Annotated in this window: 20 protein-coding genes; 13 read left to right on the forward strand and 7 right to left on the reverse strand. The window is 55.6% G+C overall.

Features of this window, described 5'->3' with window-relative positions:
* Positions 1-202: 202 nt before the first annotated feature.
* The 5 genes from DSD31_RS08310 to DSD31_RS08330 all read left to right on the forward strand — a co-directional run bounded on the left by DSD31_RS08310 (position 203) and on the right by DSD31_RS08330 (position 4,974).
* Positions 203-1,741: an EAL domain-containing protein gene (locus DSD31_RS08310; RefSeq protein WP_113990945.1), complete on the forward strand. Its 1,539-nt coding sequence runs from the start codon at positions 203-205 to the stop codon at positions 1,739-1,741.
* A 188-nt stretch (positions 1,742-1,929) separates the two neighbouring features.
* The gene (locus tag DSD31_RS08315) at positions 1,930-2,691 is read left to right on the forward strand and encodes a dimethylarginine dimethylaminohydrolase family protein (protein WP_032717915.1); all 762 of its coding nucleotides are present in this window, start codon (positions 1,930-1,932) and stop codon (positions 2,689-2,691) included.
* Positions 2,692-2,721: 30 nt separating this feature from the next.
* Positions 2,722-3,495 (forward strand): ABC transporter substrate-binding protein, encoded by a 774-nt coding sequence (locus DSD31_RS08320; protein ID WP_113990946.1) that lies wholly within the window; start codon positions 2,722-2,724, stop codon positions 3,493-3,495.
* A 64-nt stretch (positions 3,496-3,559) separates the two neighbouring features.
* A complete protein-coding gene (locus DSD31_RS08325) occupies positions 3,560-4,252 on the forward strand; it encodes an ABC transporter permease (RefSeq protein WP_015583889.1) in 693 nt (230 codons plus the stop codon).
* On the forward strand, positions 4,249-4,974 hold the full coding sequence (locus DSD31_RS08330; protein WP_015583890.1) for an ABC transporter permease: 726 nt from the start codon (positions 4,249-4,251) through the stop codon (positions 4,972-4,974). The genes DSD31_RS08325 and DSD31_RS08330 overlap by 4 nt, the downstream gene beginning before the upstream one ends.
* Here DSD31_RS08330 and DSD31_RS08335 read toward each other — a convergent pair whose 3' ends face one another.
* Positions 4,975-5,430: an Lrp/AsnC family transcriptional regulator gene (locus DSD31_RS08335; RefSeq protein ID WP_004864612.1), complete on the reverse strand. Its 456-nt coding sequence runs from the start codon at positions 5,428-5,430 to the stop codon at positions 4,975-4,977.
* Positions 5,431-5,444: 14 nt separating this feature from the next.
* Between DSD31_RS08335 and DSD31_RS08340 the strand changes: the two genes are divergently transcribed.
* The gene (locus DSD31_RS08340) at positions 5,445-6,563 is read left to right on the forward strand and encodes a succinylglutamate desuccinylase/aspartoacylase family protein (protein WP_064359066.1); all 1,119 of its coding nucleotides are present in this window, start codon (positions 5,445-5,447) and stop codon (positions 6,561-6,563) included.
* A 279-nt stretch (positions 6,564-6,842) separates the two neighbouring features.
* Positions 6,843-8,069, forward strand: a complete 1,227-nt coding sequence (locus DSD31_RS08345) for a dicarboxylate/amino acid:cation symporter (protein WP_155075235.1) — start codon at positions 6,843-6,845, stop codon at positions 8,067-8,069.
* 316 nt (positions 8,070-8,385) lie between these two features.
* Here the strand turns inward: DSD31_RS08345 and DSD31_RS08350 are convergent, their stop codons facing one another.
* The 5 genes from DSD31_RS08350 to yegD all read right to left on the reverse strand — a co-directional run bounded on the left by DSD31_RS08350 (position 8,386) and on the right by yegD (position 14,191).
* Positions 8,386-9,003 (reverse strand): helix-turn-helix transcriptional regulator, encoded by a 618-nt coding sequence (locus DSD31_RS08350; RefSeq protein WP_065906838.1) that lies wholly within the window; start codon positions 9,001-9,003, stop codon positions 8,386-8,388.
* 151 nt (positions 9,004-9,154) lie between these two features.
* Positions 9,155-9,292 (reverse strand): small membrane protein, encoded by a 138-nt coding sequence (locus DSD31_RS26145; RefSeq protein WP_054829388.1) that lies wholly within the window; start codon positions 9,290-9,292, stop codon positions 9,155-9,157.
* 415 nt (positions 9,293-9,707) lie between these two features.
* Positions 9,708-10,403 (reverse strand): response regulator transcription factor, encoded by a 696-nt coding sequence (locus tag DSD31_RS08355; RefSeq protein ID WP_113990947.1) that lies wholly within the window; start codon positions 10,401-10,403, stop codon positions 9,708-9,710.
* Positions 10,400-12,328: a sensor histidine kinase gene (locus DSD31_RS08360; protein WP_113991385.1), complete on the reverse strand. Its 1,929-nt coding sequence runs from the start codon at positions 12,326-12,328 to the stop codon at positions 10,400-10,402. Before DSD31_RS08360 ends, DSD31_RS08355 begins: the two co-directional genes overlap by 4 nt.
* Positions 12,329-12,838: 510 nt before the next feature.
* Positions 12,839-14,191, reverse strand: coding sequence for a molecular chaperone (gene yegD / locus DSD31_RS08365; protein ID WP_113991386.1), 1,353 nt, complete (start codon positions 14,189-14,191; stop codon positions 12,839-12,841).
* A 137-nt stretch (positions 14,192-14,328) separates the two neighbouring features.
* Here yegD and alkA point away from each other — a divergent pair, with 137 nt between their 5' ends.
* The 4 genes from alkA (at position 14,329) to asmA (ending at position 18,595) form a co-directional block, all read left to right on the forward strand.
* Positions 14,329-15,177 (forward strand): DNA-3-methyladenine glycosylase 2, encoded by an 849-nt coding sequence (gene alkA, locus DSD31_RS08370; RefSeq protein WP_113990948.1) that lies wholly within the window; start codon positions 14,329-14,331, stop codon positions 15,175-15,177.
* Positions 15,178-15,406: 229 nt separating this feature from the next.
* Complete coding sequence (udk, locus tag DSD31_RS08375) at positions 15,407-16,048, forward strand: uridine kinase (protein ID WP_004864593.1); 642 nt, start codon at positions 15,407-15,409, stop codon at positions 16,046-16,048.
* A 90-nt stretch (positions 16,049-16,138) separates the two neighbouring features.
* Entirely contained in the window at positions 16,139-16,720 is a 582-nt protein-coding gene (gene dcd / locus DSD31_RS08380) for a dCTP deaminase (protein ID WP_004864592.1), read from the forward strand.
* Between the two features lie 27 nt (positions 16,721-16,747).
* The gene (gene asmA, locus DSD31_RS08385) at positions 16,748-18,595 is read left to right on the forward strand and encodes an outer membrane assembly protein AsmA (RefSeq protein ID WP_113990949.1); all 1,848 of its coding nucleotides are present in this window, start codon (positions 16,748-16,750) and stop codon (positions 18,593-18,595) included.
* Between the two features lie 134 nt (positions 18,596-18,729).
* Here the strand turns inward: asmA and DSD31_RS08390 are convergent, their stop codons facing one another.
* Positions 18,730-20,316, reverse strand: a complete 1,587-nt coding sequence (locus tag DSD31_RS08390) for a TerC family protein (protein WP_065907404.1) — start codon at positions 20,314-20,316, stop codon at positions 18,730-18,732.
* Positions 20,317-20,757: 441 nt separating this feature from the next.
* Here DSD31_RS08390 and DSD31_RS26150 point away from each other — a divergent pair, with 441 nt between their 5' ends.
* Together DSD31_RS26150 and galF are read left to right on the forward strand one after the other, a co-directional pair.
* Positions 20,758-21,057, forward strand: coding sequence for a hypothetical protein (locus tag DSD31_RS26150; protein ID WP_162786314.1), 300 nt, complete (start codon positions 20,758-20,760; stop codon positions 21,055-21,057).
* A 171-nt stretch (positions 21,058-21,228) separates the two neighbouring features.
* Positions 21,229-22,119: a UTP--glucose-1-phosphate uridylyltransferase GalF gene (gene galF / locus DSD31_RS08395; protein WP_032717908.1), complete on the forward strand. Its 891-nt coding sequence runs from the start codon at positions 21,229-21,231 to the stop codon at positions 22,117-22,119.
* The last annotated feature ends 295 nt before the right edge of the window (positions 22,120-22,414 follow it).

The raw sequence follows: 22,414 nt of genomic DNA on the forward strand, positions 1-22,414 counted from the left end.
GAGGGCAAAACTGACCCGTCATTCGCCGTAGCCTGCGCGTTTGCTCCAGGTTCTGGCTGGACGAGGCGATTTTTCATGTCTGGTATAACCGCCCTGACGCCATTATTATCAAGATTATAGATCTGTACTGCAGGGACGGGTACGTCGGGTGTCCGGATTTGTCACGCGAATACCGGCATCCACCAGGAGTTGTGCAGAGACGATGAAATTTATCCATAAGACGAAATGGCTGTTGACGGGCGGCGGCATCGCCGTGCTCCTTTCCGTTTTGCTGACCAACGCTGTGATGTTAAACAACCAGCGCGCTCAGCTTGATACGTTGAGCCATGAGCTTCTCGCCCACGCCGAAGATGTGACCACGCAAATCATCTCTTCTATTGATCACGCGCAGAAGCGACATCTTGATGGCTGTAACAAACAGGCGATCGCGGCCTTGCGAGAGGTTATCTGGAAGTATGCCAGCGTGGAAGACATTGGCATCGTGGAGAACGGTAAGCTGGCCTGCACCGCCAACTGGGGCAGGCTGGATAAACCGCTGCCGCTCCCCGCCGAAAAATATGTCGTACCGAATGGATACCGTATTTACCCGGGCGTAAAAAACTATCTCCCGTACGGGGTGGTTCTCGATATGACCCAACAAGGCAATATTATTTCCTTTACCTCATCATTTGCCTTTAGCACATTTTCCCGCCAGCACCACGGTTTTAATTTTTCTTTAACCAGCCTGAACGGTGAACATGTTTTTCTTAATAATATGAAATCCGCGATCGGGGCAAGGTCGTCGATAAGCGTTAGCTTATGCAGCAGTAAATTCGATATTTGCACTCATCTGACGGAGCGAAAACAGGGATTTTTGTCCCTCTCTCCGCTCCTTATCGTCCTCATGGTGGGCGCGGCTTTTATTCTCGGCGCCGCGATTGTCTATTCCATTCTGAGCTATCTCAGCGAACGGCGATCGCTGGAGTTTCGCTTAAAAAAAGCGATTATTAATCAGCGCATTTACATGGAATATCAGCCGTTGGTGTGCGCTAAAAATGAACGCATAGTCGGCGTAGAGGCGCTGGTTCGCTGGCATGATCCGCGCTATGGTCACATCTCTCCGGAGCTGTTTATTTCAATGGCCGAACAGCTGAGTGTTTACCACGATCTTTCGCAGCTGGTGATGGAGAAGGCCACCAGCGAGTTGAAAACCATTCTGCTCGCCGACGCCCGCTTTACCCTCGCGATTAATATCGGCAAATATGAAATTAATGACCCGCTTTATTTAGATAATCTCCTGCGGGTTTTGCAACATAAAGGTATTCGCCCTCAGCAGATTAAAATTGAGATTACCGAAAGAAGCGGCGAATACTATAAAAAAATCGCCGCCTTTTCTTTACAGGCGATGAACCGCGGATTGCGCATCGCCCTCGATGATTTCGGCACCGGCTCTTCAAACCTGCAGTGGTTAACCGAAGTGTTTTATGATGAGATAAAACTGGATAAATTTTTCGTCAACGGACTTAAGAATGAGTATAAACGAGCTATTCTGACCTCGCTTCTTGATGTCGTTTGCAGGCTGAATAAGCAAATCGTTTTTGAAGGCGTGGAGAGTAAAGCGGATTTTGAGTTCGTCAAATCCTTCGATGAAAATGCGTTAATTCAGGGATGGTATTTTTACCGGTCGATGCCGATCGAAAAACTCACCGCGCTGCTCCTTCCCGTCTCTCCCTCTCATCCGGCGGCAAACGCGCCGCGCTAGCCTTCGGCAAGAGCCCGTCACCCGACAGCGGAATGCGTCGTTTCCCCGGCAATATACAGCGTAAATTGACCTTTGTGGCCGGCTATTCAGCCGGACTGGTGACAACATCTGTTTGATAATCAAGAAAACCCGTTGCTTTACCGGCATGTCGGGAACAACAACGATCACTAGTCACCTGAGGGTTCTCTATGCATTTTAACCAGGCTATCGCCCGCCTGCCGGCCGCAACCTGTGCCGCCGGTCAAACCACCGCCCGGCTCGGCGCGCCGGATATTGCCGGCACCACGCGTCAGTTCCTCGCCTATGTCGAAACCTTGCTGCAGCTCGGCCTGAAAGTGACCGTATTGCCTGCGGCCGCGGATTATCCGGATGCCCACTTTGTTGAAGATACCGCGGTCGTCATGCCGGAACTGGCGGTCATCACTCATCCCGGCGCGCCGAGTCGCCAGGGGGAAGTGGCATCGATAGCGCCGGTGCTTGCCGGTTTTCGTCCACTGGTGCACATGAGTGAGCGGGGTCATATGGATGGCGGCGACGTGCTGCTGGTCGGTAAACAGTTCTTTGTTGGCCAGACGGCGCGTACCGATGAGCAGGGGATCCGCGAGTTTGCCGCTGCCGTTGAGCCGCATGGCTATCAGGTGACGTCCATTGACGTGAGCGCCGGGCTGCACCTGAAGTCCATCGTCAACTATGTCGGACGCAATACGTTGCTGCTGACGGAAGGGTACGTCAATCACCCGGCGTTTAGCGGGTTCAATACCATTGTGATCCCGGAGGAGGAGTCGTACGCCGGGAATACGCTCTGGATCAACGACACATTAATTACGCCTCAGGGGTACCCCTATACCCTGGGCGAAATCAGCAAGCTGGGGATGCCGGTTGTGCAACTCGATACCAGCGAATTTAAGAAAATGGATGGCGGCCTGACCTGCCTTTCACTGCGTTTTTAGCCACGTCGTTGACATCAGGGGTAACAGAATATGAAAACACACATTACCGTTTTACTGGCCTGTATGGCGCTGAGCGCGCCGCTCGCCGCCCAGCAGTTTGACACCATCAGCTTCGGCGTTGACGGTGGCTATCCGCCCTTTGACGTGCTGGCGCCCAGCGGCGAGATCACCGGCTTTGATATCGACATTGCCAATGCGCTCTGTACGCAGCTAAAAGCGAAGTGCGTCTTCGTCAAGCAGCCGTTTGAGAGCATGATCGCCGCGCTGAATGCGCATAAATTTGATGCAATTATTGCTTCGCTGAATATTACCGACGAACGTAAGAAGGAAGTGGATTTCACCGACCGCTACTACCGCAGCGCGGCGCAGCTGGTGGCGCGCAAGGGGAGTCCGCTGCTGCCGGAGGCCGCCAGTCTTAAGGGCAAGACCGTCGGCGTACAAACCGGCTCAACCCATGAAGCCTACGCCAGAACCCACTGGGCCGGTCAGGGCGTGAAGATCGTCGGTTACGCCAACCAGGACAACGTCTATCTGGATCTGCTCTCCGGGCGTATCGATGCCTCCTTACAGGATAATATCCAGGCGGCGACCAGCTTTGTTGACACGCCGCGCGGGCAAAAATTCGCCTTCGCTGGCCCGGTTATCAGCGACGGCAGCATCTCGTCTGATGTCGGCATTGCGGTCAATAAAGACAATCCGGCATTGCGCGACGCCCTCAACGAGGCCATCAAGCAGATCCGCGCCGACGGCACCTACGCCGCGATTGAGAAAAAGTACTTTAGCTTCGATATCTACGGCAATTAAGCCGTAAAGGGGAGGGCGCGGTCGGCGAGCGGCGCCCCTTTACGCAACGGGTGGAAGACAGAATATGGTTGCAGATTATTTACCGCTACTGTTACGCGGCGCGGGGGTATCGTTGTGCGTGATGCTGGTCTCACTGCTGGTGGCGCTGCTGCTGGGGCTGGTGAATGCGCTGATTAAGCTGTTCGGACCGCGTTGGCTGCGCTGGTTTTCCACCGGCTATACCACGCTGGTGCGCGGCATTCCGGAGCTGGTGATTATGCTGCTGCTGTTTTTTGGCGGCGAGATGCTGGTCAACGCGCTGCTGTCGCTGGCAGGACTTGGGCCGGTGCGTTTTAATACCTTTATTTCCGGCGTGCTGGCGATTGGCTTCGTGTTTGGCGCCTATTACACCGAGACGTTTCGCGGCGCGTTTCTCACCGTCGATCGGGGACAAACCGAAGCGGCTGAAGCCTACGGCATGCGGCCGTGGCTGGTCTTCCGGCGGATTATGCTGCCGCAGATGCTGAGCTTTGCCATTCCAGGCATCAATAATAACTGGTTGGGTTTGATGAAGGCGTCGGCGCTGGTCTCCATTCTCGGTTTAGAAGATATGGTGTGGCTGGCAGAACAGGCCGGGCGCGCCACGCAGAAACCCTTTTTGTTCTACTTCCTGGTCTCGCTGATTTATATGGTCATCACCGCCTTGTCCAGCTGGCTGTTTAGCCTTCTGGCGAAGCGCTACGCCCTGCGTTCGTCAACGGCGGGGGCGACGCAATGAATCTGCAGACCTTTATCGAGGCGGTACCGGGCTATCTGTGGAGTGACGGCAACGGTTCCACGAGCGGGCTGGCGATGACGGCGGAGCTGTTTTTGCTCGCCCTGGCGCCCGGCATGGTGCTGGCGGTGCTGCTGGCGATTGGCCAGGCCTACGGTCCGCGCCTGCTGGCCTGGCCCGTGCGCGGCTTCACCTGGTTTTTCCGCAGCACGCCGCTTTATCTGCAGCTGATGCTGATCTATTACGGGCTGTCTCAGTTCGACATCGTCCAGCTGGGCTGGCAAAACGATCGGCCGTTCTGGCTGCTGTTCCGCGACGCAACCTTCTGCGCCACCCTGGCGCTGGTGCTGAACACCGCGGCGTATGTCGCGGAATTGCTGGCGGGGATGATGGCGACGTTTCCGCGTCAGGAGTGGGTGGCCGGGGAAGCCTATGGCATGACTAAGTGGCAGATTATTCGCCGGCTGGTCCTGCCCGCTACGCTGCGGCGCGGGATCCCGGCGCTGAACAATGAGATGGTGTTTTTACTGCACGCCACTTCGCTCGCCAGTACCGTGACATTGCTGGATATCACCGGCGTGGCGCGCGCCTTCTATGCCATTACCTACTCGCCGTTTATCCCGTTCCTGATGGCCGCCGCGCTCTATTTAGTGTGCACTTTTTTGCTGATTTACCTCTTTTCGCGGGCGGAACGACGCTGGCTGGCGTTTATCAAGCGCCCCTGATCAGGAGCGTTTGATGGACTGCAGTTCCGTCAGGGTGACGATTTTATCGACGCGAAATTTTTTGCTGGTCAGCCAGCTGTCGGCCAGCTGGCAGTAGTGCGCCATGCTGCGACAGCCGATACGCACCAGAAAGTCAAAGCTGCCGCTGACCAGCCAGCAGTCGAGCACCTCCGGCGTCTGGCGCATCTCCTGTTCAAATACCGGCTGTGAGCGGCCGTGGTCGGCCAGCGCAATTTGCGCCTGCACCACGAAGGCATGCTCCGGTTCGGGGAGTTCAATCACCGCGCTGTAGCCACGGATAATGCCGTCACGCTCAAGGCCACGTACGCGTTCCAGGCAGGGACGGGCGGTGAGGTTTACCTGCTCCGAGAGCTTTTGATAAGAAATGCGGCCATCCCGGCGCAGGATTTCAAGGATCTTGTGATCGATACGGTCAAGCCGGGCTTTCTTTTCCACAGATAGGATGTCCAATGAAAATTAAACACTATACCTTACCTGAACATGCGTTGAGTGGGCAGCGGCAATTAACCCATTTTCACTTTGGCGAACCCGGCCGTGGAGAAAAAATCTATCTCCAGGCGGGACTGCACGCCGATGAAATCCCGGGCATGCTGGTTCTGCATTATCTTAAAAGATTACTCAACCAGGCGGAACGGCGCGCCGAGCTGCGCGGTGAAATTATCCTCGTCCCGGTCGCTAACCCGCCGGGCCTGGCTCAGGTGGTGCTCAACGGCGGTATCGGGCGATTTGACCTGGCGAGCGGTCGCAACTTTAACCGCGATTTTCCCGATCTGGCCCCCCTTGCGCAGCGGTATCTCTGCGCCGATGAACCGCTGACCCGTGAAGCATACCTGCAGCAGGTGCGCGAGGCGATGCGTGAGGCGCTGGCCGCCGAACCGCTGCGCAGCGAAGTTCAGGCGCTACGCCACCATCTGCTGAGTCTGGCCTGTGATGCTGACGTGGTGCTGGATCTGCACTGCGACGATCGGGCCATTTTGCACCTGTATGCCGATCCGGCCTGGCAGGCGGAGGCCGGCGTGGTGGCTGCCTTTTTAGGTATTGAAACGGTACTGCTGTCGCAAGAGAGCGGCGGTTACTCGTTTGATGAAGCCTGCGGGTTGCCCTGGCATCGCCTGGCCGCCCGCTTTCCGCAATGGCAGCACGGCCAGCCTGGCTGTATGGCGGTGACCGTGGAGCTGCGCGGTCAGCAGGATGTGAATCACGCGCTGGCCCGTGAGGATGCCGAACGTCTGTACCGTTACTTGCAATACCGCGGCGTGCTGGCGGGCGCATGCCCGCCGGTCCCACAGCAGGAGACGCTGATGTTGCCCTTTTCAGGGGGAGAGATTGTCACCGCGCCGGCGAGCGGGATCCTCGTACCGTTGAAACAGCCCGGCGAGTGGGTCAGCGCCGATGAGGTGGTGGCCGAGATTATTGACCCTCTCACCGATATGATTCAATCGGTCCGTCCACAGGTCGGCGGGTTGATTTACGCCAGCCGGCGGGCGCCATTTGTCACCTTTGGCGCCGAGGTGATGAAAATAGTCGGCAAGCAGCCTTATGCCGGCGGCGGGGGGCTGGCGATGTAAAACGGGCGGCCGGGAGACTTCAGCCATCGGGCGTCAGAATCCGCGGCGGCGGCCGCGGAGTGGATGAGGATTGATATGCATCAACAGTTTTATCAACTGCAGAGATAAATAACTAAAAAAGAGTTGTAACCCTTGCGTCTTTTATTCAATTTATGTGGTGAATGTTTAATGCATACGGATAAAAAAAACATATGTGCATTAAAATCAATACATTAAATAAATCAGGGGTTCATTGTTGTGGCAAGTGCAAACAAACTCACGCTGTTTATCGTTATTTTCATGCTGTTGGGGATCCTCTCCGGCGCGGTGATTCATGCGTATGCCTCTCCGGGCACAATTACCTCATGGGCAGAAAATATTACGCTCTTTACCGACATGTTTTTGCGGCTGATTAAGATGGTCATTGCGCCATTAGTCTTCAGTACGCTGACGGTGGGGATTATGCGTCTGGGAGAAACCGCGACTATCGGGCGAGTGGGCGGTAAGGCGATGGTGTGGTTCATCACCTCGTCGATCCTCTCTATTCTGGTCGGGCTGGTGATTGTGACTATTGAACATCCCGGCGCAGGCTTAAACCTGGCGATTCCTAAAGAGTCGGTGGATACCGGCCTTGCGGTCAGCGGAATGAGCTTAAAAGGGTTCCTGTCTCACACCATCCCGACCAGTATTACCGAGGCAATGGCGAACAACGAAATTCTGCAAATCGTGGTGTTCTCGATGTTCTTCGGCATCGCCGGGGCCTCGCTGGGGGAGAAATTCAACGCGCCGCTGGTCGCCGCGCTCAACGTCGTCTCTCATATCATGCTGAAGGTCACCGGATATGTGATGTACGTGGCTCCGCTGGCTATTTTTGCCGCCATCTCATCGGTTATCGCCTCGCAGGGGATGGGCATTTTGCTTAACTACGCCTCCTTTATCGGCGGCTACTACATCGCGGTGCTGCTGACCAGCGCGGTGCTGCTGGCGGTAGGTTATATGGTGCTGAAAAAAGAGGTCTTCCGCCTGCTCAACATGCTCAAAGATCCGGTGCTGGTGGCGTTCACCACCAGCAGCTCTGAGGCGGCGTATCCGAAGACCCTGGAGCGGCTGGTCAGTTTTGGCTGCTCGCGCAACATCGTCTCCTTCGTGCTGCCCATTGGCTACTCCTTTAACCTGGTGGGGTCGATGGTCTACTGCTCGTTCGCTTCGATGTTTATTGCCCAGGCTTATAACATCCAGCTGAGTTTTAGCGAAATTACCGTCATGATGCTGACCTTGATGCTGGCATCAAAAGGGATTGCCGGGGTCCCGCGTTCTGCGCTGGTGGTACTGGCCGCCACGATCCCGAGCTTCAATATCCCCGTCGCCGGGATTTTGCTGTTGATGGGCATCGACCATTTCCTTGATATGGGCCGTTCGGCGATCAATGTGCTGGGCAACGGAATTGCCACGGCGATGCTGTCGAAAAACGAAGGGCTGTTGCAGGAAGAGGAGCCGGAAGCGCAACCTCAGCAGGTGCAGGCCTGATTGCTCAACGCCCTCTTCGCGGAGGGCGTTCTCTCGTATAGCGCGGGAAAATGTTGCGGAAAAAGAGGCCCCCAACAGGCACGCAAGGGGCAATGTGACGAAACGAATCCACCCCGATTAACCTATTATTTTCATGGTACAAAAATACGCGGCAGTATCTTTATACCCGGGTGGTGAATAATTTTATCGGTTAGCTACGGTGGATGAGAAGTTATTTCCCGCGGGTAAGCTTGTTTTCAGAACGGATAACCTGAGCAACCCGTTGAATTCCTAATTTTCCCTGTTTCAATTGTGCGTGCAGATGCGCTGATTGATTTTATCCGCGTTCTTTTAACACGCTAATGAACTGAAAGAAGTCATAATGATTATTCAGTCCGTATTTTTCCATGATCTGATTTTTATGATAAATCACGGTCTTCGGGCTGAGCTGATGAAGGGCGGAAATTTTACCAATATCAAAGCCATTCATCAGACCATGGGCAACGACGACCTGCGAAGGCGACAGGCTTTTGTGCGGGCAGTTGGCGCATATTGATGTTGAGTCGAGCGCCCGTTTTGACTCCGGTTCTTCACTCCTGGCGAGCGCCCGGCCAATAATCTCACTCAGGCTGTCAATATTGACCGTTCTGACGGGAACGAAGGTGACATCTTTCAGGCAGTTGACGATCCGCGTCTTTTCCGGCAGCTCATCATAGCGGTGCAAAATGATCACTGAACTGTTTTTCTTACGGTTTTTAATGCTGGTATTACAGAGGTGAATCTCACCCGGGAGAATCTCAGCGATGATGATGTCCTGCGCGGACAACTCGCTGGAGTGACCGCTGAACTCAATCGTCAGGGCGTCGCTGGCCCGGGTGAGATCGTGGATAATTGCCATTAGCGACGCCCTGAGGAAGGTGTTGCGGCTGATAATCGCGATATTTATTTTTCTCATGACGTGACTATCCTGCGGCACTGGCATATAGCCATGCTGCGAGCAACCTTTCGGGCGTTTACGGCAATTGCCGTGTCTCAGGAATATCGTATTTACGAACGGAAGAATAACCTTTCATAACCACGACGGCAGTGGCAGGAGGCTGCCACGATTATTTTCTGCGCATTTTTCTGTTCGCGAAAGGAATACGCTCTTTTCTCCTGTCTTTTATATAAGAAATAAGGCTGTAAACGGAGACAGCGAGGAAAAACAGGCATAGCAATAAGGCCAGCCACGTTTGTAAGGCCATAATGAATAATCCTTAACTGAGTTTTATGCTGTGATAAATACGCCTCGGCGTGAATGCGAATATTATTATTCTGTTATTCCGCGTGAAGCTGCTAGCGTCGCGGCGTCTGCCGCAGAGAATATTCGCGTAACGTCGCCGCCTTGAACGAAACCCTGGCAGGGTTAAACCCCGCCTGTCCGCAGGTTGGCTAGTGCGAAAGGGGGGCGCGTTCCCCTTCCGCAGCATGGCTGATTTCGGTCACGACATTGCGGCATGAGGTCAATGTAAGAAAATTCTTAATTCACTGTCAGTCTCATTTCTCTCATTTCTCTCAAAAAATAAGAAAAATTAACAACAACAGCAAAATGAATAACTTATGGATAATAAAACTGGCGAAGAGTGCGTCTGCCTGCTGGCACGACGGCGATGAGAAACCTCAGGGAATAAACGCCAGGCCTTTGCCAAAAATGGCCCGGATGGGCAACGTTACGCCGTGCAGTCGCGCTTTGTTGCGCAGTCGGCTGATCACCACGTCAATGCGGTGCAGCTCCGCCTCAACTTCATCGGGGAAAAGAAACGCGTGCAGATCGACCTTGCGACAGACCTCGCCTGGATTGCGCATTAAGCGCGCCATCATCCGATGCTCCTGCTGGGTCAGCGGCAGCGCTATGCCGGACGGCGCCACCAGGTTTTCCGGCTGCAGTACCCAGGATGAAGAGGCTAATTTCTCGGCTACGGGGGCCGCGACCGGGGAGCCGGGGTGTTGCTGCATCAGCCGGGCGCCCAACACATGGATGGTCTCTGCCAGAACGGAAAAATTCACCGGCTTGATGAGATAGAAATCTGCGCCAAGATTGAACGCCTGCAGTTTATCCTGCTCATGCCCCCTGGCCGTCATCACAATCAGCCCGTACTCGCCAAGCTCATGCAGATAGTCCAGAACGCTGAAGCCATCTTCGCCAGGTAAGCCAATATCAACCAGTACAATATCCACCGGGTCACGATGCAGCTGCCGCCAGAAGGCTTCCGCGCTGTGTACCCCCCATGCGTCGAAGCCGCGAAAGCGCAGGAAGGCCAGCAGTTCATCGAGGAGATCGGCGCTATCTTCAATGATGGCCACGCGTAATGTCATGATTTACCCTTCTGCTGTGGTAGGTCATCCTGGGGCAGCGTGAGCGCAAATTCGCATCCCGTCGGACCGTTATTGGCCAGCCAAAGCTCGCCGCCGTGAGCTTGTATGATTTGCCGGGCGACATACAGTCCAAGACCGGTGCCGGCGGGCGTCGCGGTGCGGACTGCGCCGCGCCGGTAACGCTCAAAGATCTGGTCGATATGATCGACGGCAATACCCGGTCCCTGGTCACGGATCGCAATTTCACAGCAGTTCGCGTTTGGGCGAATGGCAATCGCAATCTCGCTGGACGGCGTGTACTTCACCGCATTGTCCAGGAGATTGGCCAGCGCAATGCACAGCAGCGCGCTATCGGCAAAGAGGGGGGGCGAACGGGTCGTCGCGTCGACGGTGCGCCCGGCCAGGGTGATCGTCAGAAAATGGTTTGACGAGAGTTCAACCACTGTTGCCGCCATGCGAATGACCGCTAGCAGATCGGCATTTTGCTTATCGACATGCAGCGCGCTGGATGAGAGCCGGGCATCGGCCAGACAGTTATCGGTTAACTGAACCAGACGCGTGGTGGCGCGCTGCATGCGGTCCAGGCGCGGCCGTTGCGCCGGCTCCGGAGAGCACAGGCGCAGGTTCTCCAGCGCGGCCTGGATAACCGAAAGCGGCGTTCTGAACTCGTGCGCCACCATCCCCATAAACTGACGTTGATGAAAGCTTGCTTCGCGTTCGATCTGCAGTTCGCGCGTCAGCTGTTGTTTTTGCACCAGCCTGCGATTTTCGGCCCGTACTCGCAGGACCGCAATGATAAGGACGGTGACAATATGAACAATCAGCGCGTACTGCCAGGCGGAATAGATGGTGTTATGAAAAGGGATCACCCCGTGTATCGAGAGAAGCACCAGCGCGGCGGAGGCCACGTAGACGGGCGGAAGCAGTCCCAACAGCAGCGTATTTAAATCGATGGCTTTGCGTCGCCAGAGCAGCCATGAGGTGATCAGCAGAATCGGCGCGGCAATAAAGAACATCGCCGCCTCGATCTGCATGGCCTGTCCGTAAAAGCCGAGGGGCACGCTGGCGAGAAGCACAATATTGACGCCAATAGCAACGAGCAGCAGCCGGTGCAGGCGCGGCATATTGTTTTTAAGATCAAAAACCTCGCTATGCAACCACAGCGCGGTGGCGTAGCTGAGCAATGACAGGTAGCTGATCATCGCATCCTGCACGGGGAGAACGGCATCGCCAAAAAACCATTCCGGGTAGCCGTGTAGCGCCGCCACCAGCGGATAGTTGAGGGAAAACAGGCAAATTCCCCACAGCAGGCGGCGACGTAACACTAAGGCAAGCCACAGGGCAATTCCGCTGGCGATCGCCGCCAGGCCAAAATAGAAGCTCCAGAATGCGGTATCCCGGGTTGCGGTGCTGACAAACTCCTGTGGAGAAGAGAGCGTCGCCAGCAGGAGCAGGGTACTGCTGCTGCGCAGGCGAAAAACCATCTCGTATCCCGCGTCGCCAGGGGGCGGCGGTAAGATCAGAACGCTTTCACGATAGTCCAGGTCGCTATCGCGGGTCGAGGCGTGGTCGCCAAACTCTTTGTGCGTCCACGGAAGATCGCTGCCGGCAGGACGATAGAAAACGCTGAGATGATCGATAAAGGAGGGGCCGAGCTGCAGCCAGCGAGATTCACCGTCAAAATCGGCCGCCGGCAGGCGGCTCTTAAACCAGTACGTTTTCGATGAGTAGCCAAATGAGGGGATGCGCTGCCCCGAATTGAGCTTACTCTCCGGCAGGGCGAGAAACGCCTCCAGCGTCATCGACCCGTCAATATCGGTCACCCACTGCACGGGAATATCAATGCCAATCTGACGACTTTGCGCCGCGACGGGGGAAGAAAACGACAGGCTGGCCGCAATGCTAAAGCCGACCCAGAAGAGCACTCTGTAGCCCCAGGCGAACGACGCGGCGAAGCCAGGAACGGCGCGTATACGATTCAAACTCCCCCCTGCGGCATGGATGAATAACGGTGACTGGAATAATCAATCATGTCTGCGACATGCACAGGCGGTCCCCCCGGATGTCGGGAAATAAAAGCGCAGTTTCAGACGGCACAGCATTCTGCAGGGGGCGGGGAGATTGTACCAGCGTTATTTGCAGCAGGTCATACTGGCCAGACCTGTTCGCTACGCCGCGTCAGACAAGGAATGCGCGGTGAGGGTATCTGGCATGACGAGCCCCAAACGGGGTAACATGATGTCGCTCTGGCTATGCTGCGATATAAAACGCTACTGCCGGGAAAGCAGGGCGATGATAAAACCGCAGGGAGCGCATGTTTGCCTGGCGAGAGCCCATTTCCGGGAAGCTGATTTATGCCATGGCGCGATTTTCGGCGGTGGCGTTCCGGGAGGAGAAGCCACAGAGGAAAACGGGGCAGGGCTGCCCCGTGAACGTTAAGCGAAAACGACCTGCGCCCAGCGGGCCAGACCGGCGGTAACGGAGCCAAAATCATCTCCGCCGGCGATCGGAATACCCGGCAGGTGGGCCGCCAGCGCTTTCTTAATCAGCGGTGAGCGGGCGCTCCCCCCGGTCAGGTAGATCACATCCGGCGTTTCGCGGCTGTTGTCCAGCGCCAGCTGAACCTGCTCCATAATACGCGTCAGCGGCTGATTCAACGCCGCTTCCAGTCCCTGCTGGCTGATAGCCGTGGCCAGTTCATTGCCGATAAACGGCAGCCCGGCGGTCACCTGCTCCTGCGCGGAGAGGGCGATTTTACTCTCCTCCGCACTGCGCACCAGGCGATAGCTCAGACGCTGGCGCCAGACTTTCAGCAGCAGCGCCACTTTATCGGCATCGCGGGCATCGCGCAGCAAGTCATTGAGCAAACGACCGTTGGCGCTGCTGTAGAAATCGGTTTGCGCCGGCACATCGTTGATCGCCACGGCGTTCCACCACGGCAGCACCGGTAAGGCGATCCCTTTTTCAGTTTCGCCACCCATCCCCAGCAGCGGCATCAGGCATTTAAAGGCCAGCGCGATGTCGAGATCGTTCCCGCCGACGCGGCAGCCGCTGTGGCCGAGTAAACTTTGCTGACGATCGGCTTTCTGCCGCCACTGCGGCCCCATCAGCAGCAGCGAACAGTCGGTGGTGCCGCCGCCGATATCGACGACCAGTACGCGTTTTTCTTCGCTGAGCGTCGCTTCGAAATCCAGCCCGGCGGCAACCGGTTCAAACTGGAAAACGACGTCACGGAAACCGGCGCGTTTCGCCGCGCGCTCGAGGATCCCCAGCGCCTGGGCATTGGCGTCATCGCCGCCCAGCCCCTGGAAGTTGATCGGCCGGCCAATTACCGCCTGGTCAATCGTCTCCGGAAGCTGGGTCTGCGCCTGCTGTTTAATATGCAGCATCATGGCGCATACCAGGTCTTCAAACAGCGCAACCTGCTGCGGCTTCAGGCCGCTGGCGCCGAGGAACGATTTCGGGGATTTAACGAAGTACACTTCTTCCGGATCGTCGACATATTGATGCAGCGAGGCCAGACCGAACTGGACGCTGTTGCCGAGGACGTCGATGTCTTCATCGCGGTTATAGTTGATGGCGCGACGCAGCAGCGCCTGGTTTTCAGCGCCGTTGGTCGGCACGTCATGATGGCGATAGAGCCATTCGCTAACCGCTTCGCGGGTCGGCGCCGACAGCATTGATGGCAGCAGCTTGCTGCCGTTTTCCAGCGTTAACAATTGCGGAAGGTTATCGCGCATTACGGCAACCGAACAGTTGGCGGTTCCGTAGTCAAAACCAATAAACATGACCTGAAAAATCCCCATGCCAGTGAAGAAGGGGGGCGACTTTAGCGGATTGCCGCCACGGCGACAACTGGAATTTAAAAGCAAGGTATGTCGGACGTGGAGCGTCTATCATTGAGGCAATTAAAGAAGGAGAAATGATGACGCTGTTACCCTGGCACGCCCCCTACGACCCGGAATGGATATTCGGTTTTCTAAGCGCCCGTGCGGTGGCGGGTATTGAAACGTTCAGCGCGGGGCGTTACACCCGCAGCTTTTCCCTCGCGGGCCATCGCGGCCTGATCGTGGTTGAGCCCGATATGGCGGCGCAGGGATTACGCGTAACCTTATCTGACGGCCTGCAGCCGGTGGCCGATGCATGCCACGACCGGGTTGCGCGCTTGTTTGATTTAGCCTGTGACCCGCATCGGGTGGCCCAGACGCTGGGCGCGCTGGCCAGCGCGCGTCCTGGGCTGCGCCTGCCGGGATCGCTTGATGCCTTTGAACAAGGAGTGCGCGCGGTGCTGGGGCAGCTGGTCAGCGTGGCGATGGCGGCGAAGCTGACGGCAAAAGTGGCGGCGGCTTACGGGGAAACGCTGGCGGAGGCGCCGGAATACAGGCTCTTTCCTGAACCACAAAGCCTGGCGCGAGCGGATCCGTTAGCGCTTAAAGCGCTGGGGATGTCGCTGCGGCGCGCCGAGGCCCTGATCCATCTGGCGCAGGCGGTGATTGACGGTCAGCTGCCGCTGGTGGCGCCGGACGACATTGAGGCCGGGATGAAACAGCTGCAAACGCTGCCCGGTATCGGCCGCTGGACCGCCAGCTATTTTGCCCTGCGCGGCTGGCAGGCGAAGGACATTTTTCTGCCGGATGATTACCTGATTAAGCAGCGGTTTAGCGGTATGACCCCGGCGCGCATTGCCCGTTACGCCAGCCGCTGGCAGCCGTGGCGTTCCTATGCGTTGTTGCATATCTGGTATAGCGAAGGATGGGCGCCGACTGAGGAATAGCCATGCAGGGTGCATATCACTGGTATCGACGCGCTGAAATCCCTATAATTGCCGCGTTTGACGGTCAAACGTCACCCTTCCAATACATGAAATTATTCGAGATGCGCCTCAAAACTCGTTAGCGTTTTGAACAAACCCCACAGGGGCGAGGCTGCAAGCCGAGTCACGCGGCGGCAGCTCGAAGGGTTATGTGTATATACATCCAGGTTAATCAGGTCGCAAAAAAGTTATGACTGATACGTCTCATCAGTGCGTCATTATAGGTATCGCCGGCGCATCGGCTTCGGGAAAAAGTCTTATCGCCAGCACGCTGTATCGCGAATTGCGTGAACAGGTTGGTGATGAACATATTGGCGTTATTCCGGAAGACAGCTACTACAAAGATCAAAGTCATTTGTCGATGGAAGAGCGTGTTAAAACGAACTATGACCATCCCAGCTCGATGGATCACAGTTTACTGTTTCAACATTTGCAGATGTTGAAAAGCGGCCAGCCGATTGAATTACCGGTTTACAGCTACGTTGAACATACGCGTATGCCGGAAACGATCCACATTGAACCCAAGAAAGTGATCATCCTCGAAGGGATTTTATTGCTGACGGATGTTCGCCTGCGCAATGAGCTGAGCTTCTCGATCTTCGTTGATACGCCGCTGGATATCTGCCTGATGCGCCGCATCAAGCGCGATGTGAATGAACGCGGGCGCTCGATGGACTCGGTGATGGCGCAATATCAGAAAACGGTTCGTCCGATGTTCCTGCAGTTTATTGACCCTTCCAAGCAGTATGCCGACATTATTGTGCCTCGCGGCGGTAAAAACCGCATCGCGATTGATATTCTGAAGGCAAAAATCAGCCAGTTCTTTGAATAACACAGACGAATTGTGTAACGTGCAAAGAGAACCCAAATTGCCCTTAGCCCCGGAAGGTGTAGGGGCGCGATGCCATAAAGGAGAGAGCTCATGCGTCTGTGCGACCGAGATATAGAAGCCTGGTTGGATGAGGGGCGGCTATCTATCAGCCCGCGCCCGCCCATTGAACGTATTAACGGCGCGACCGTAGACGTTCGGCTGGGGAATAAATTCCGCACGTTTCGCGGCCACACTGCGCCCTTTATCGATCTGAGCGGGCCAAAAGCGGAAGTGACCGCGGCGCTGGATCGGGTGATGAGCGAAGAGATCGTGCTGCCGGAAGGCGAAGCCTTCTATCTGCATCCGGGAGAGCTGGCGCTGGCGGTGACCTATGAGTCGGTGACGCTACCGGCCGATCTGGTTGGCTGGCTGGACGGACGCTCCTCTCTGGCGCGTCTGGGGCTGATGGTGCACGTCACCGCTCACCGTATCGATCCCGGCTGGTCTGGCTGCATCGTGCTCGAGTTCTTTAACTCCGGCAAGCTGCCGCTGGCGCTGCGCCCGGGGATGCCGATCGGCGCATTGAGTTTTGAACCGCTGTCAGGCCCTGCGGCACGGCCCTATAACCGCCGTGAAGACGCCAAATATCGCGACCAGCAGGGCGCGGTGGCGAGCCGAATCGACAAGGATTGATAACGTAAGCGGTGTACTGAGGGTGCCATGAGACGAATTCTGACGACGCTGATGATCTTGCTGGCGGTGGTTGTCGCCGGGCTGACCGCGTTGGTATTGCTGGTCAATCCCAACGATTTTCGCGCCTATATGGTGCATAAGGTGGCGGAACGTAGCGGTTATCAGCTCGAACTCGATGGCCCGCTGCGCTGGCACGTCTGGCCGCAGCTGAGTATTCTTTCCGGCCGCATGACGCTGACGGCGCCGGGGGCGGCTGAACCGGTGGTGCGCGCGGACAATATGCGTCTCGATGTCGTCCTTATGCCGCTGATTTCCCATCAGCTGCAGGTCAAACAGGTGATGCTCAAGGGCGCGGTCATTCAGCTGACGCCGAAGACCGAGGCTGTTCGCGGCCAGGATGCGCCGGTGGTTCCTCATGATAATCCGCTGCCGCTGGTGGCGGAAGACAGCGGCTGGTCCTACGACGTGCGGCAGCTGCAGGTGGTGGACAGCGTCCTCTTTTTCCAGCATGAAGATGGCGAACAGGTGACCGTGCGCGATATTCGTCTGCAGATGGATCAAGATGAGCATCATCACGCGACCCTCGACTTTGCCGGGCGAATCAACCGCGATCAGCGCGATCTGGCGCTCTCTTTCACTGCTGAGGTTCAGGGCGGTGACTATCCGCACTCTCTGAAGGCTGACATCTCCCGGCTCGACTGGCAGCTGCGCGGCGCCGAGCTGCCGGCTAACGGGGTGAGCGGGCAGGGCAGTATGCAGGCGAACTGGCAGGAAGACGAGAAAAAGCTGAGCTTCGATAACCTCAATCTGACGGCGAACGGCAGCACGATTGCCGGCAACGCCAGCGTGATTTTAGGCGACCGGGCCGACTGGAATCTCAATCTTCACGCCACGACTCTTGACCTCGACAGTCTGCTGACGCACGGTTCACCGGCGACGGACTCTGGCGTCAGCCAGCAGGGACAAAGCCAGCCGAGGCAGCTGCGCCCGGTGATTGCCGACAGCGATATTCAGGAAGATTACGACAGCCTGCGCGGCTTTACCGCCCATATGGCGCTGACGGCCGACCAGCTTCAGTGGCGTGGGATGACCTTTACTCAGGTGAAAAGCGACATCAGTAATCAGCTCGGACTGCTGACCATCAACCAGCTTCAGGGCGAACTGGATGGCGGCCTGATATCGTTGCCCGGCACCCTCGACGCGCGGGGAGAGACCTCGCAAGCCTCTTTCCAGCCCAAACTGGATAACGTTGAGATTGCCACCATCCTGAAAGCCTTTAACTATTCGCTCAATCTGACCGGTAAGCTCTCTTTAAGCGGAGATTTCTCCGGCGAAAGAATTGATGCCGACGATTTCCGTCGTCGCTGGCAAGGGGATGCGCAGATACAGATGGCGAATACCCGCACTGAAGGGCTTAACTTCCAGCAGCTCGTGCAGCAGGCCGTTGAGCGCAGCACCAATGTGCAGGCGCAGGAAAATTACGACAACGCGACCCGCCTCGATGCCATGAGCAGCGAGCTGCAGCTGGCGCAGGGACAGGTCACCTTACATAGCCTGCAGGGGCAATCAGAGATGATGGCGCTGACCGGGCAGGGCGACCTGAATTTGCTGAAAGAAGAGTGCGATATGCGCTTTAACGTGCGCGTGCTGGGCGGCTGGAAAGGCGAAAGCAAGCTTATCGACAAGCTCAAACAGACCGCGATTCCGCTGCGTATCTACGGGAAATGGCAGGCGCTGAGCTACAGTCTGCAGGTTGACCAGGTACTGCGTAAACAGCTGCAGGATGAAGCTAAACAGCGGCTTAATGACTGGATTGAACGTAATAAAAACAGCCAGGACGGGAAAGAAGTGAAGAAGTTGCTTGAGAAACACTAACCGGGATTGACCGGTGGAGCGACTTTACCGGCCCGGATAGCGGCGCTAATGCCTTATCCGGGCTACCTGAGCGGACTCTCCCTGTAGCCCCGGTAAGCGCAGCGCCAGCGGGGCGTATCTGCCGACTGCGGGGATTACACTTCGTAGCTCAGTTCATCTTCCCGCGGCGGCGGCGGGATAATCTGCACTTTCTGTACCCGGTGGCTCTCGACCTGCAGCGTACGTACGATGTAGTCGCCGATTTTCACCTCTTCTCCCGCTTCGGGGACATGCTGCAGATTTTCCATCAACAGACCGGCAATCGTGTGATACTCGCGCTTATCATCGAGCGGCAGGGGGATGTACTGCACTAAATCTTCCAGCGGCATATGCCCATTGGCGGTCCAGCTGCCGTCAGGATTTTTTGCGATATCGTGGCGGGCATCAATCTCTTCAGCTTCGTTGGGTAAATTGCCGGCGATGGTTTCCATCACATCGCTCAGGGTCACTACCCCCTCAACGGAACCAAACTCATCCACCACGAAGGCGAAATGGGTCCTGGCATGGCGGAACTGCTCCAGCGCTGGCAACAGAGGCAGCGTCTCAGGGAACACCAGCGGCTGACGAAGCAGGACGCGCAGGTCGAGCGGTTCATGACGCAGCGATTGCTGTAGCAGGTCGATGACGTGAACCACGCCGAGCAGATCTTCATCATCATTTCCGCCGGTGACGACCAGTCGGGTATGCTGGTTTTTCTCCAGCAAGGCGCGAATTTCCTCTTCCGGGGCGCTAAGGTCTATATGCTCGATATCATGGCGCGAGGTCATAATGCTGCTGACGGTGCGCTGGTTGAGATTAAGCACCCGCTCAATCATCCGGCGTTCCTGGGGGTTGAACAGCGGGTTATCGGCCTGGCTGTCGATCAGCGCGGCCGTATCGCTGCTGAGCTCGGCGTGTTCTTTATGCCCGCTAAGTAGATTCATCACCGCTTCGGTTGTGCGTTGGCGGAGCGTGAGATTGGCGGAGAGGAAGCGACGGCGGTTGAACAGCGCCAGCTGGTTCAGCGACTCAATGATGACGGAGAAGCCAATGGCCGCATACAGATAACCTTTCGGGATGGGGAATCCAAACCCTTCGGCAATCAGGCTGAAACCAATCATCAGCAGGAAGCTCAGACAGAGAATAACGATAGTCGGGTGGCTGTTGACAAAACGCGTCAGCGCTTTGCTGGCGAGCAGCATCAAACTCATGGCAATAACTACCGCTGCCATCATCACCGCCAGATGGTCGACCATGCCGACGGCGGTGATCACCGAATCGAGGGAGAAGATGGCATCCAGCACCACAATCTGAGCGACCACTCCCCAGAACTTCGCGCCCTTGCGCTGAACCGGATTATCGCTGTCTTTGCCTTCCAGTCGCTCATTGAGCTCAACAGTCGCTTTAAACAGCAGGAATAACCCGCCAAACAACATAATCAAATCTCGCGCGCTAAAGCTGAGATCGTGGTAGGAGAACAGCGGTTTGGTCAGGGTGACCAGCCAGGAGATCGAGGCGAGCAGCAGCAGACGCATCAGCATCGCCAGCAGCAGGCCAATCACCCGCGCGCGGTCACGCTGAGTCGCAGGGAGCTTTTCCGCGAGGATCGCGATAAAAACGAGGTTATCAATACCGAGGACCAGCTCTATAACCACCAGCGTTATGAGACCGGCCCAAATTGAGGGGTCGGCAATCCATTCCATCATTCGCTAAAACCTATACTACCTGAGAGTGCCATCCGACGATCATGGATAAGCGACCGATAAATTGCAATATATTCTCGTCTTATGACGTCAGGCTGGCGCGGGGACGGGAGAAATGCCGCGGCTGGCAATATTAAACTGCATGAATTATAGCCGTGCGCGCTTATTTTTTATGCAAATAAGCTTATTAATAAAAGATATGACTGTGGACGACCGAATATAAACTTGCAGAGAGTGCACCGGATCAATAATGCCGGTTATTGCCCCTTCTGACCAAACAGAAGTATGAAAATCAGACGGATTCAGAAGCAGAGGTGTAAACACCCGATTCAATCACTCAATCGTAGCGATCCAGGTTTTCATACTACTGAATGTCGTGGCTTGCAAAATATCTTGTTTAATCAGACGATATCAGAAGATTTTAATCAGGTGTAAAAGCCAGTGCCGATGGATGACATGGATAGCGGGCAACAGGTGAAGGAGGGCATGATGAGCGCAGCGGTGAGCTTTCTGCGCTATTTTCTATTGAAAATAGTGTCTGCAGATTATTTTTATGAATTATGTCCTGGTGTTCATGGGAATAAACCCTCTTTTTTTCTGCATTTTACGCATTATCCAAACGCTTCTTCTGCAGTATTCTCTGCCGGGAATACAGCGATAAGTCCTGCGGGTGAAGAAAGTGCAGATGAAAATCCTGAGGCAGCGCGCCATATGACTCCTGAGTCATCAGAATTTTCTTAAACCGCTCTGTCGGAGCTAATACTTTGAGTGTATTCTCTGATGAAACATGTAGTTTCGGAATTTTGCTGGAAGTCGGACTGATAGCAAAACGGTAATATCATAGATTGATACCAGGGGAACCTGTAATCAGGCGGGTATCGAAGATTTATCACTATATGGGTGGATATGAGAATGGCAAGTTTGAAAGCAGTTATTCCGGTAGCCGGATTGGGGATGCATATGTTGCCGGCCACCAAGGCGATTCCGAAGGAGATGCTGCCAATCGTTGATAAGCCAATGGTTCAGTATATCGTCGACGAGATTGTGGCGGCAGGCATCAAGGAAATTGTACTGGTTACCCACTCGTCTAAGAATGCCGTGGAAAACCATTTCGATACCTCCTATGAACTGGAAGCGCTGCTTGAGCAGCGTGTTAAACGTCAGCTGCTGGCTGAGGTACAGGCAATCTGTCCGCCGGGCGTGACTATCATGAACGTACGCCAGGCGCAGCCGCTGGGGCTGGGACACTCTATTCTCTGCGCGCGCCCGATCGTCGGAGATAATCCGTTCGTTGTGGTGCTGCCGGACATCGTGCTGGACGATGCCAGCGCTGACCCGCTGCGCTATAACCTCGCGGCGATGGTGGCCCGTTTTAATGAAACCGGGCGCAGCCAGGTGCTGGCCAAGAGAATGGACGGCGACCTGTCGGAGTATTCCGTGATCCAGACTAAAGACCCGCTGAACATAGAAGGGCAGATTGGCCGGATCGTCGAGTTTATCGAGAAACCTGACGAACCGCAGACCCTGGATTCCGATCTGATGGCCGTAGGACGCTATGTGCTTTCCGCCGATGTGTGGGCCGAGCTGGAGCGGACTCAACCTGGCGCATGGGGCCGTATTCAGCTGACCGATGCGATCGCGGAACTGGCGAAGAAGCAGCCCGTTGACGCGATGCTAATGACCGGCGATAGCTACGACTGCGGGAAAAAAATGGGCTATATGCAGGCCTTCGTAAACTACGGGCTGCGTAACCACAAAGAAGGCACGAAATTCCGCGAGAGCATTAAGAAGTTACTCGCGTAAATAGGCTCTGCCGGATTTCAGAAGTGTGAAAATGTAGGGTTTACAGAAGTATGTGGCTTAAGTCCGCGATGTTGCATGCTTCTGTAGACAGCCCTGCGGATTAAATAAGTCTATTTTAGATAAATATTAATCAATATAAATCAGATGGTTATGCTGATTTGCTGAAACACGCTTAATGTGTAAACAAAAAGCGACTTCAGAGACATCTGGTTGTTGTGCTGGCCCTCCTGTGATGGAATGGTCGGAGTAGCATAATTTTATGTTTGCTAATAATGAGTTAGTCAGAATCTTCTTA

The organism is Klebsiella sp. X13, from assembly GCF_003323835.1.
GTDB lineage: Bacteria > Pseudomonadota > Gammaproteobacteria > Enterobacterales > Enterobacteriaceae > Klebsiella > Klebsiella ornithinolytica.